Source organism: Enterococcus sp. DIV2467a (assembly GCF_050532945.1).
Lineage (GTDB): Bacteria > Bacillota > Bacilli > Lactobacillales > Enterococcaceae > Enterococcus > Enterococcus faecalis.
In genome coordinates this window covers 2449278-2460862 of the sequence record NZ_CP172896.1, presented here as the reverse complement: position 1 = coordinate 2460862, position 11585 = coordinate 2449278, and the positions used below count along the sequence as shown (strand labels likewise).

The 11585-nt window shown below is 39.5% G+C and carries 9 protein-coding genes; 8 read left to right on the top strand and 1 reads right to left on the bottom strand.

Features of this window, described 5'->3' with window-relative positions; translation table 11 throughout:
• Positions 1-20: 20 nt before the first annotated feature.
• Genes argR through IGL80_RS11575 form a run of 3 tightly spaced genes read left to right on the top strand, consistent with a single transcriptional unit; the run spans position 21 to position 2596 of the window.
• Positions 21-476, top strand: coding sequence for an arginine repressor (argR, locus tag IGL80_RS11585; RefSeq protein WP_002355509.1), 456 nt, complete (start codon positions 21-23; stop codon positions 474-476).
• Between the two features lie 33 nt (positions 477-509).
• Positions 510-2018 carry a phosphoglucomutase gene (locus tag IGL80_RS11580; protein ID WP_002398142.1) on the top strand — a complete coding sequence of 503 codons (1509 nt, stop codon included), beginning with the start codon at positions 510-512 and terminating at the stop codon, positions 2016-2018.
• Positions 2019-2041: 23 nt separating this feature from the next.
• On the top strand, positions 2042-2596 hold the full coding sequence (locus IGL80_RS11575) for a GNAT family N-acetyltransferase (protein ID WP_002358673.1): 555 nt from the start codon (positions 2042-2044) through the stop codon (positions 2594-2596).
• A 124-nt stretch (positions 2597-2720) separates the two neighbouring features.
• On the opposite strand, the gene IGL80_RS11570 is transcribed toward IGL80_RS11575, so the two are convergent.
• Positions 2721-3584, bottom strand: coding sequence for an RluA family pseudouridine synthase (locus IGL80_RS11570; RefSeq protein WP_307781527.1), 864 nt, complete (start codon positions 3582-3584; stop codon positions 2721-2723).
• A 342-nt stretch (positions 3585-3926) separates the two neighbouring features.
• Here IGL80_RS11570 and IGL80_RS11565 point away from each other — a divergent pair, with 342 nt between their 5' ends.
• The 5 genes from IGL80_RS11565 (at position 3927) to IGL80_RS11545 (ending at position 11557) form a co-directional block, all read left to right on the top strand.
• Entirely contained in the window at positions 3927-6113 is a 2187-nt protein-coding gene (locus IGL80_RS11565) for a PBP1A family penicillin-binding protein (RefSeq protein WP_002358675.1), read from the top strand.
• A 62-nt stretch (positions 6114-6175) separates the two neighbouring features.
• On the top strand, positions 6176-6517 hold the full coding sequence (locus IGL80_RS11560; RefSeq protein WP_002355518.1) for a YlbF family regulator: 342 nt from the start codon (positions 6176-6178) through the stop codon (positions 6515-6517).
• Positions 6518-6672: 155 nt separating this feature from the next.
• On the top strand, positions 6673-7908 hold the full coding sequence (locus IGL80_RS11555; protein WP_002355519.1) for a DNA repair exonuclease: 1236 nt from the start codon (positions 6673-6675) through the stop codon (positions 7906-7908).
• Positions 7905-10616 carry an ATP-binding protein gene (locus IGL80_RS11550; RefSeq protein ID WP_002358676.1) on the top strand — a complete coding sequence of 904 codons (2712 nt, stop codon included), beginning with the start codon at positions 7905-7907 and terminating at the stop codon, positions 10614-10616. Before IGL80_RS11555 ends, IGL80_RS11550 begins: the two co-directional genes overlap by 4 nt.
• On the top strand, positions 10613-11557 hold the full coding sequence (locus IGL80_RS11545; RefSeq protein WP_002355522.1) for a 3'-5' exoribonuclease YhaM family protein: 945 nt from the start codon (positions 10613-10615) through the stop codon (positions 11555-11557). The genes IGL80_RS11550 and IGL80_RS11545 overlap by 4 nt, the downstream gene beginning before the upstream one ends.
• Positions 11558-11585: the final 28 nt, after the last annotated feature.

The following is an 11585-nucleotide window of genomic DNA, read 5'->3' as shown; positions in this document are numbered from 1 at the left end:
AATGGAGAGGAGTGGTCTATATGAAAAAAGCAGAACGTCAACGTTTGATTAAACAATTAATTATGCAACAAGAAATTGAAACACAAGATGAATTAATCACTCGTTTGGAAGAACTTGGCGTCCGAGCCACTCAAGCGACTGTTTCAAGAGATATCCGTGAAATGAGTATTGTTAAAACACATGGTGCAGATGGTCGTGTCAAATATGCAATTTTTTCTCAAGCACAAGGCACAAGCAGTGAAGAGAAATTACGAGAATCAGTAAAAGATTCAGTTGTTCGAATGGAGCGAGTACAATTTATTGTCATCTTGCATACAGAGATGGGGAATGCCGATGTGGTGAGTAACTTTTTAGATGAAGTAGCTTATCCAGAAGTGGCTGGTACAGTGGCTGGTGCGGATACGATTATTGTGATTACACGTTCAGAAGAGGATGCGGAACACTTTATCGAACGCATCGAAAATATGATTTTTTAAAATTGAAAGCATCAATAGAAGGGAGTTTTTTTCTTGGTAGAATTGAAAGCGCTACAAAACGGTTCGGATATTCGGGGAATTGCTTTGGATACGGAAGAGCAAACTGCAACATTAACCGCAACAGCAGTAGCCGAGATTGCGGTGGGCGTGGTTCGTTGGTTACAGGACAAAAAACAGCTGCCACGAAAGGCACAACAGCGCCTGACAATTGCAATCGGACATGATAGTCGTCTAACGGCGGAGCCGATTAAGCAAGCATTAGTAGATACGTTTCTTTCATTAGGTATTCAGGTGATTGACGTTGGTTTAGCTACGACGCCTGCTATGTTTATGGCTACTCAATTTCCAACGCTTCAATGTGATGCAGCGATTATGATTACAGCTAGCCATTTGCCTTATTACTTTAATGGCTTGAAGTTCTTCACAGCAGAAGGTGGAGCAGAGAAAGAAGATATTCGGTATATTTTATCTCATACTGATCCGCTGACGGCCAATGAAAATGGCACACTGATGAAGCAAGAGTTACTGCCAATTTATGCGGAGCATTTGGTGGAAAAAATCCGCCAAGGAATTCATTCGCCAGAAGAGAAACCTTTACAGGGCTTTCGAATTATCGTTGATGCGGGTAATGGGGCTGGGGGCTTCTTTGCGGAGCAGGTTCTTCAAGTTTTGGGCGCTGATACGACGGGATCACAGTTTTTAGAACCAGATGGGCATTTTCCTAATCATGTACCTAATCCAGATAATTCTGAAGCAATGAAAAGTATTCAAACAGCTGTTTTAGCTAATCAGGCAGATTTGGGCATTATTTTTGATACAGATGTAGATCGTTCGGCCGTAGTGGACCAATCAGGTGAGGTACTAAACCGAAATAATTTAATTGCTGTTTTAGCGGCAATCGTTTTAAAAGAAGCGCCTGGTAGTTATATTGTGACAAATTCGCCAACCTCAAGTCATTTAAAAACATTTATTGAAGAAAAAGGCGGCCAACAGATTCGTTATATTTCTGGTTACCGAAATGTCATTAATAAAATGATTGAATTGAATCATGGGGGCTTTCAGACACCGTTAGCCATTGAAACCAGTGGTCATGCAGCGTTTCAAGAAAACTACAATCTGGATGATGGTGCATATGTCGTGGCAAAAATTTTAATGTTGTTACCAGAATTGAAACAAAACAATCAAACGTTAGGTGATCTGATTGCTACATTGAAGCAACCGGCAGAAACCAACGAATTTCGCTTCAAAATTACTGCGGAGGATGTTACTTGTTATGGGCAACAAGTCTTGCGAGACTTTGAATTGTTTGTAGAAAATCAAGCAGACTTTGCTGTGGACCGTGAAAACCAAGAAGGTGTTCGGGGAAACGTGTCTGGTCAATATGGCAGTGGGTGGTTTTTGCTACGCTTAAGTCTGCATGAACCGTTGCTTGTTCTTCAGGTAGAGAATGACCAAAGCGATAAAAATGCGTGTGTCATCGAAAAAATTGCCACTTTTTTACAAAAATACGAGGAAATAGATAGTCAGCAAATAGAAAAATAATCTAGGAAATTAAAGGTGTTCTTATGGAAAATGTTTTAAAAGGAAAACACGTTGGCTTTTCTCATTTTAGAGAAGAATATATCGAACATATTGCAAAACAGCAATGGGATAATGAATTGCTTCGGCATTTGAGCTGGGATGCTTTACATCCGTGGGGGCTTGAAGAATGGAAAGATTTCACAATTAATAAAGGAGAAGATGATCGATTTCTATTTGCTATTTTAGAAAATACGACAGAGGAATTTATTGGTTGGGTTTCGTTGTCTGATGTACAGTTGAAAAATAGAGGGGCCAATTTAGGGATTGCTATTTTACAAAAAGAGCAACGAGGTCAAGGATGTGGCTTTGAGGCGGTGTCTTTAATTTGTAAATTTGCTTTTTATGAATTGGGTTTGCACAAAATCAGATTAGCTGTCAATAGTAACAATCAAAAAGCGATTCATGTTTATGAAAAAGTAGGCTTCAAAAAAGAAGGAATTGATAGAGAAGCGTTATTTCAAGATGGCCAATGGCTGGATATCTACAATTACGGAATTTTACAAAAAGAGTGGCTACAAATGATTAAGGCTGAGAGTTAGCTCAGGAACTGTTTAACACCAAGACACTGAGCAAACGCAGATATGCCGTTCTCAGCAGTGAATGTGCGGTAAAATAAAAAAGCAGAAGAAATCGGCGGTTACCGTCCGATTTCTTCTGTTTTTTTTACCATAGGCCAGGTGTTGCAGTCACAACGATTTGTTTTTTTGTAAACGGATGGAGTAAATGAAGTTGTGAAGCATGGAGCATTAAACGAGCTGCCTGCGATTTTGGGTTGTATAACGGATCACCAATAATTGGATGCCCTTCGCTAGCTAAATGGACCCGAATTTGGTGCGTCCGACCTGTTTCTAAAACACAGGTAACTGCGGTTTGATTATTAGAAAGAGCTTGGACCACTTGGACATGTGTAATCGCTGAATCCCCTTTTTGAGGATCAATCCGTCGTTTCCGGCGATCATGTCGATCACGACCGATCGGCTGATTGATTGTCTGCTCTTTTTGGTTAAAGTGACCAGCTACAATCGCTTGATATTGGCGGTAAATTTGTTTTGTTTCTAATAAACGCCCTAAAATAGGTAAGACAAAAGGATTTTTAGCAAAGACAATCGCACCACTGGTTTCTTTATCTAATCGATGAACGACATAAGGGACCTGATTTTTCTCAGCTAAATAGGCAGCAACATGATTTAACAAGGTGTCTGTTTCCTGTGGCTGATTTGGATGGGTTTTAATGCCATAAGGTTTATTTACAATCATTAAATGTTCATCTTCATATAGAACTTTCACACGCGTTGTTTCCCCCAAATGAATAGTGGGACGTACATAATCGGTTTCTTCAAACGTTAAGGTGACACAATAGCCAGCTTGGACTGGAAAATGAAAAGCAGCTGTTTCTCCGTTGATTTTGACATTTTTTCGCGTGCGTAAAAAATGGCGCACTTTTCGAGGGACTAGCCACTCATTTTCTAATAGTTCTTTTACAGTCATTGTTGAAAAATTTTCAGGTAATCTCATTGAATATTCCACCAAATCCCACCTTTCACTGATTCGCTATTTAGTGTAACAAAGCTACTCAAAAGGTCAAGTCAGAACGGAAAAAAAGCTGAAATTTGTTAGAAAGGCAGTTCCTTGAGAGATTCTTAAACAAATTTACATAAAAAACGAAGAAAAGCATGATAGAATAGAGGCTAAATAAAGACTCGTTTCTAAACGTAAGCAATTATTTACCTCTAGCGAAGGCCACATTTCCTTTGCTACAGCGAAAAGATCATTGAAATTGTTTTTCAAGAATTTTTCATGCTTTAGACCTAGGTCGTACCCACAAGAATATGGTAGACTTAGCCAAGAAACGTAAACAGAGGGAGTACTATGGACAATCTTAAACAATTTTTTAGTAAAGTCGGTGTCGGATTACGTCATTTTTGGACGTGGATAAAGCCTTATTTAATACAATTCCATCAAGCCAGAAAGCGGATTTGGAAAAAGTATCAAATCAATAAAATTTTCTTGTTAATTGGTTTGGTAGTCGCTTTAGGTGCCAGTATTTATTTATTTTACTTAGCCAAGTCCGCAAACGTTGAGACCCTAAAATCAGGGCTAAGTGAATCAACACGCGTTTATGATGAATCAGGAAAAGAAGTCGGAAAGTTATTCGGGCAAAAAGGGACTTTTGTGGAACTGGATAATATTTCTCCTTATATTCAAGATGCGGTTATTTCAACTGAAGATCGCGGGTTTTATCAACATAAAGGGTATTCCATCAAAGGGATTGCCCGTGCGGTTGTTGGAAAATTGACCTTCGGGAAAATCGGTGGCGGTGGTGGCGGAAGTACAATTACGCAGCAATTAGCCAAAAATGCTTACTTAACGCAAGAGCAAACGTTAGATAGGAAAGCCAGAGAATTATTCTTAGCGATTGAAATCGAAAAGAAATATTCGAAAAAAGATATCTTGGCAATGTATTTAAATAATTCTTATTTTGGTAATGGTGTCTGGGGCGTGCAAGATGCAGCTCGTAAATATTTTGGCGTGGATGCGTCTCAAGTTACAGTGGGGGAAGCCGCAACGCTAGCGGGCATGTTAAAAGGGCCAGGAATTTATAACCCAATTGATTACATTGACAATGCCACAGCGCGACGGAATACCGTTTTACAACTAATGGTCGACAATAAAAAACTGTCTCAAGAAGAAGCCAATCAAGAAGCGAGTGTTAACTTAGCGAGTCTATTAAATGACACCTATGTTGGCGACGAAAATAGTTACAAATATCCATATTATTTTGATGCGGTAATTGATGAAGCGGTCAATCGTTATAAATTTAAAGAAGAAGATATTTTAAATAAAGGCTACAAGATTTACACGTCTTTAAATCAAAAATATCAAGATGCGATGGATGCAACTTATAAAAATGATGCACTATTTCCACCCAATGCAGAAGACGGTGCCATGGTTCAAAGTGGCTCTGTAGCCATTGATCCGAAAACCGGCGGCGTGCAAGCACTGGTGGGCGGTCGAGGGGAACACGTTTATCGAGGCTTTAACTTTGCAACGCAAACAAAACGTTCACCAGGCTCGTCCTTAAAACCAATTTCTGTCTATACACCAGCTTTAGAGGCTGGCTATAAACCAGACTCTGTTTTAGAAGATAAACCACAAGATTATTATCCAGCGCAAAACTATAGCCGCACGTACAGTGGAGAAGTTCCTATGTACCAAGCCTTAGGAGAAAGCTTAAATTTACCAGCGGTGTGGTTATTACATCAAATTGGTTTAGATAAAGGCTATGAAAAAACAGAGAAATTTGGCATTCCATTATCAGAAAAAGATCGATATTATGGTTTAGCACTTGGGGGATTACAAACGGGTGTTTCGCCACTAACCATGGCGGGAGCTTATAGTGCCTTTGCCAATGAAGGTTATAAAACTGAAACGCATTTAATTACAAAAATCGTCGACTCAACTGGCGCAATTGTAGTTGATAATACTAAAGTCAAGAAAGAACAAGTTATTACCAAAGATGTTGCAGACGGGATTACAAGTATGTTACTAGGGGTCTTTAGTTCTGGGAGCGGGGTCAACGCACAACCAGCAGGCTACGTAATGGCTGGTAAAACAGGTACGACAGAAACCAACTTCGATAGTAGTAAAACGAACGATCAGTGGGTGATTGGTTATACACCAGAAGTTGTCATTGCTACTTGGTTAGGCTTCCAAGAAACCAGTAAAACCCATTATCTGGAAGGTAGTAGCGCCACATATGCCTCTCAGGTGTTCAACAGTCAAGCCAGTGGCATCTTGCCACAAGTCAAACAAGCACAATTTCCTGTCGCGGATGCTTATGCCACAGGTGGGAAAGTTGTTGATAGCAACGATAGTTTAACCGGTGGTGCCAATTCTAATTGGCGGGATAACTTAAAAGACTTTGGAAACTCTGTTCAAGATGGCGCTAGCAATTTCGGAGATACATTGAATGAAGTTGGAGGCCAAATTAAAGACGGCGCAAAAAAAGTCAAAGACAAGATTGAAGGAATTTTCGGAGGCTTATTAGGAAATTAGTTGGGAAAACCTAAGAGAAATGGTACAATAAAGATGAAACTATTGAGAAAAGAGGGATTCCATTGAGTAACATTTATGATACAGCCAATCAGATTGAACGTGAACTACGTGAGTTAGACGAATTTAAAGCATTACAAGCAGCGTATGAAGAAGTAAAAGCAGACGAAGCAGCTTACACATTGTTTAAAGAATTCCAAGGATTCCAACAAGGACTTCAAGAAAAACAAATGCGCGGCGAAGAATTCACGGATGAAGATGCTGAAAAAGCACAAAGCATTGCAACGAAAGTGCAAGAAACAGCAGTTATCAACGAATTAATGCAAAAAGAACAAGCGTTTAGCTTAGTTGTCAATGATTTAAACCGAATTATCATGACTCCTGTGCGTGATATGTATAACGATTAATTTACGTAATTGAACTCTGACAAGTTGTCTATAAGACAATTTGTCAGAGTTTTTCTTTTACTGAAAATAAAAAAACGAACAAATTTTCGTATGTTTTTACTGACCAAGCTGGCAGAAAATGATATGATAAAGGAAGGAGAAAAGGAGGGGAAACGATGAAACTATTGCATACAGCTGATTTACACATGGATCGGTCTTTTGAAGGGTTAACTGGGATCCCGACAGCCTTAGCGAAGCGCTTAAGAGAAGCTAATCAACAATTGTTAATGAATATCGTAACAGTTGCCATTCGAGAAGCGGTGGACTTGGTTATTTTTGCAGGAGATACGTTTCATCAAAGTCAGACCTCTATTTCAATGCAAGCCCAATTGATGGCCGCATTAGAACAGTTGAAACAAGCAGAAATTCCTGTGATTCTAACATTTGGGAATCATGATTACTATAAAAAAGACCGCTATTGGTTTTCTTTTCCAGACAATGTTTTTTTATTTGAAAAAGAAATGGTTGAGACACTGTATTTTGAAACGAAAGCGGGCGAACAAGTGGCTGTTTCAGGGTTTAGTTATGAGCATCCTTGGATTGATGAAAATAAAGCACTAGAATTTCCTATCAAACAAGCAGAATCTGACATTCATATTGGGATTTATCATGGAGACACCAGTCGGAAAGCGCAACAAAATTATGCTCCGTTTACATGGAAGGATTTAAAAGCCACTGGCTATAATTATTGGGCATTGGGCCACATTCATCAGCCGCAAATTGTTAGTGAACAACCGCTAATTGTTTATCCTGGAACACCTCAAGGACACACGAAAAAAGAACAGTCTTTACAAGGGGTTGCAGTGGTCACACTTTCCCAAAATCAAGCGACTGTTCAATTTGAAAAAGTCGCAGAAATAGATTGGACGAATGAAGAAGTATCTCTGGCGCAATGCCGTGACACCCAAAGCGTTTTGTCTTATCTTGAAACCAGTTTGCTGACGAAGTGGCATGCGCATCAGCAACAGCAATTGATGGCGTTGACACTGAAAGAAACGCAACATTTGGATGTGACCGTGGTGCAAGCCATTGTCAATGGTGAACTATTAAGCTACTTACAGCAGCAGCTTTTACAAAAAACGCAAGGTGATTTTTTTGTTTATCGCCTAATATTGCAAGCAGAGGAACCAACGAAAGAACCGATCTATTTAGCCGCTAGTCCCAACTTATTAACGGCATTAGAAAAAACATACTTAGATCCAGTTATTTTTGAAGATACCACCAAGGAATTGTTACGTTATCCAGAATTTGCTGGAATTTTTTCAATGGATGAGCAGTGGCGATTAGAGAGCTTGCGCCTAGCACATGAGCAAATTAATGAAGACTTTACTATTCAGGAGGACCCACTATGAAATTACTCGCAGTAGAGATTGTGGGCTTTGGAAAATGGCAACAACAGAAAATTACATTTGAATCTGGTAATCAATTGCTGTACGGCGCAAATGAAGTTGGCAAGTCCACATTGTATCAATTCATTCAAGCAATGCTGTTTGGGTTTCCCACAAAGGGCAAAAGAAAACGCGATTACGCACCTAAAAATGGTGGCTCGTATGGTGGTCGTTTGTGGTTGGCACATCCTGTGTTTGGGGAAGTTCAAGTCGAGCGTTTTAAAGAAAAAAATAAAGGGCAAGCAATCATTTATTATCAACAACAAATGGGGGATGAAAAAACCTTACAGCAAATGTTACATCCGCTAACGAAAAAGTTATTTCAAGAGGTTTTTACTTTCCAACAAGAACAATTAATTACGAGTGACAAGTTGACAGAAGAGGAACTGCAAACATCCTTGTTAGCCATTGGTGTTTCTGGTAGTCAACAACTTTTGACTTACCGAAATGCGTACTTTAAAGAAGCACAAAAAATCTTTAAAGGCAAAGGGCAGCAGCCATTACTCAATCAGAAGTTGGCGGCTTATCAAGAACTAAAAGAGCAAATTCAAGAGAAAGAAGCGCAGCAACAAACTTTTCAACAATTAGAAGAAACGATTCGCGAAACAGAACAACAGCGAGTGACACTGCAACAGCAATTAAAAGGAACGCAACAGGGCTTGTTACAGGTTGCGGAACAGCAACGTCACTTTCCCTTGTACGAAGAATGGCAGTCGCTACCTGAAGAAACAGAGAACGTTGTTTTTGTAAAAGAAGACCAAGTTCAATTAGAAGAAACCTTTCAAGAATATATGTACCTAGATAAAGAACGACAACGTTTGACCAAAGAGTTATCTCTTCAGTCAGAAGCGCTCGATGTTCCAGAAGGCTATGCTTTTTACCTAGAACAAGAAGCATTGATTCAACAATTGTTGAATCAACGCTATGATATGCAACAATTGATGACGGAATCGGAATGGATGACCCAAACCTTTGAGCAAAATCGTCAAGAAATGGTCCTTTTAGAGAACGAATGGTCATGGTCGCCTGAACGACCACCACAGCTTTTTTATGACAACGAAACCGTTCAAAAGTGGCGCCAACAACAAGTTGCGTATACGCAAGCTCTTCAAAAAGGACAAGAACAGAAAGCATTCTTGGCTTCTCAAATTGAAAATCTGGAAGACCAGTTAACGGATTTTGAAAAAGCGCATGCCGCATTTTTTGGTGAAGCGACGCGTGCCCAAAAAGCGCAGAAAACAAGTCAACCACTTTGGTTATTGCTAGGAAGTATCCTTGCATTACTCGGTTTCTTTTTGCCAAGCCCTTTAAAATGGGGCCTAGTTCTCGTGGGAGTTAGTTTTATCGCGAAAGAAGTGCTTAGCTACGCTACTAGAAAAGAAGCTTCCTCTGATGAAGTGAAAGAAGAGTGGCAGACGAAACTTTCGCAACTAGATTATTTAAATGAACAGTTCCAACAAGCGCTGAATCAAGAACGTGAGGCACAACTGCAAGTGGAACAACTTGAACAAGCAGTAGCGGAGCAAGCCCAAGTCCATCAATTAGGAAAAATGAATCAAATTGATACTTTAATGAATCAGCGGGAATTGATTACGCGCTATTTATTGCTTGTTCAAACAAATGAAGAACTCATGAGTCAATTGAAGGAAAATCAACAAAAACGCCAAGTATTTGAAGAACAAGTCGTCCCATTGATGACGCATTTACCCTTGCAAGGAAAGAGCCTTTCCGAAAAGTTACACTTTTTAGAAGGATTTGCTGAAGAAATGGAGAAGGTTCGCTTTGCTCAAGAGTATCAAGCAGATGGCTATCTCAAACAGCAGTTACGAGAGTTGAAAACTAAACAGCAAGAAGCATTAACACGAATTCAGCCTTTACTAATTCGTTATCGGATTCTATCAATCGCTGATGTTCCAAGTAGGATTCAACAGCTGACCACTCAGCAAGCTCAAGTTGGTCGTGGGCAAGAATTAGCGACACAATTAGGCAATCTGTTTCCAGAAGCGGTAACAGAAGCAACGTTAAAAGACCGTTCTTTACAACTGGCGCAGCAACAAGCACTGGAAGAAAGTCAGTTAAATAAAATACAAGAACAGTATCAAGCGTTGATTTATGAAAAACAACAATTAATGACGGATGGTACCTTAGATGAGTTGTATCAACGACAAGCAATTTTAAAAGCGGAAATCAAAGAACTAGCTCAACGTTGGTCTGGGTATCAACTAGCGGGACAACTGTTAATGGACCTATTAACAGAGCTTTCGGAACAACAATTGCCCAGCTTATTACAGTATGCATCAAGCTACTTTGCACTTTTAACAAATCAGCGTTATCAATCAATCCAAGTAGCCGAAGGTCAACTAGTTGCGGTGACGAAAGAACAAGAAATGTTTTATTTACATGAATTATCAACTGGCACTAAAGATCAATTGATGATGGCTGTTCGTTTTGCCTTTTTAGCAGTCCAAGGAGAGCAACTGATTTGTCCAATTATCATTGATGATGGCTGGTTACACTATGATCATCAAAGAAAAGCCCAATTAGCTGAATTATTTACTAAATTTGGTCAAAAACAGCAAGTCATTTGTTTTTCTTCTGACCAAGAAATGGTAAGCTATTATCAGGACTTACAACAAAGAGTAATTGCGTTAGAAGGAGGAAGCGTCAAGTGAAAAAATTACGTGAATTAACAGTAGAAGAACTTTTTGAATCATTTGTTCTAATTAAAAATGCCGATGTACGTGTAGCTAAAAATGGGAAAAAGTTTATTGCCTTTACCTTTCAAGACACATCTGGCACGATTGACGGAAAATATTGGGACGCCTCTGAGGATGAAATTACACGATTTACTGCGGGGAACGTTGTTTTACTGAATGGGAAACGAGAAGTTTATCAAAATAAACCCCAAGTAAAAATTTTACACATGCGTTTAGCGACAGCAGAGGAACCAAGCCAGCCAAGTTTATATATGGAACGAGCGCCTTTGAAAAAAGAAGAGATGGTCGAGGAAATCAATCAAGTGATTTTTGAGATTACCAATGCTCATTGGAATCGTATTGTGCGCTATCTCATGACGAAATACCAACAAGAATTTTATGAATTTCCTGCAGCCAAACGGAACCATCATGCTTTTGCGAATGGCTTAGCTTACCACACTGTCTCAATGTTGCGCCTAGGCAAAGCAATTGCTAAGGAATATCCTGAAATTAACACGTCACTATTATACGCGGGGATTATTTTACATGACTTAGGAAAAGTTTTAGAACTATCTGGTGCTATTACGACAGAATATACGGTGGCAGGGAACTTAATTGGTCATTTAGTTTTGGTGGATGAGGAAATTACCAAGGCGTGTTTGGCTTTGAAAATTGATGATCGAGAAGAAGACGTTGTCGTTCTTCGGCACATGGTCTTAGCCCACCATGGATTGTTGGAATATGGCTCACCTGTGCGACCAAGAATTATGGAAGCGGAAATCTTACATCAAATTGATACCATGGATGCGTCCATTCAAATGATGCTAGGGGCAATTCGTCAAACACAGCCTGGGGAGTATACGGAACGAATCTTTGGTTTAGATAACCGCAGTTTCTATGTTCCAAAAGATAAATAAAAAAAGGGAGTGGTCAATCGACCACTCT